The following is a 501-nucleotide window of genomic DNA, read 5'->3' on the forward strand; positions in this document are numbered from 1 at the left end:
TGCATCGTGCACCTGATCCGCAATTCCACCACGCTGGCCTCCTGGAAGGACCGTAAGGAATTGGCTGCGGCCTTGAAACCCGTCTACCAGGCCGCCAACGCGGACCTGGCAGCCGTGGCGCTCGATGAGTTTGCGGAGGGGCCGTGGGGCACCAAATTCCCGACCGTGGCAGCCATGTGGCGGCGCCAGTGGCAGCAGGTCATTCCGTTCTTTGCCTATCCGCCGGAGGTGCGCACCATCATTTATACGACCAACGCCATAGAGAGCCTGCATATGCGTCTTCGAAAGATCGTCAAGAATCGCGGCCACTTCCCCAGCGATGACGCTGCAACAAAATTGCTGTTCCTCGCCTTGCGCAATATCGAAAAAGATTGGAAGATGCCACAGCGAACATGGAAGCTGGCAGCCAACCAATTCGCCATCATGTTCGGCGAACGCTTTACCAACGCAATTGACTAACTATGAAATTCTGATCCCGCACACAGAATTCCTGACAGGTCC

Annotated in this window: 1 protein-coding gene; it reads left to right on the forward strand. The window is 56.5% G+C overall.

Features of this window, described 5'->3' with window-relative positions:
* Positions 1-459 (forward strand): transposase (locus tag KHU29_RS22080; RefSeq protein ID WP_211455470.1); only part of this gene is annotated, 459 nt, incomplete at its 5' end.
* Between the last annotated feature and the right edge of the window lie 42 nt (positions 460-501).

Origin of the sequence: Collimonas antrihumi, from assembly GCF_018304965.1 — a bacterium.
Classification (GTDB): domain Bacteria; phylum Pseudomonadota; class Gammaproteobacteria; order Burkholderiales; family Burkholderiaceae_D; genus Collimonas; species Collimonas antrihumi.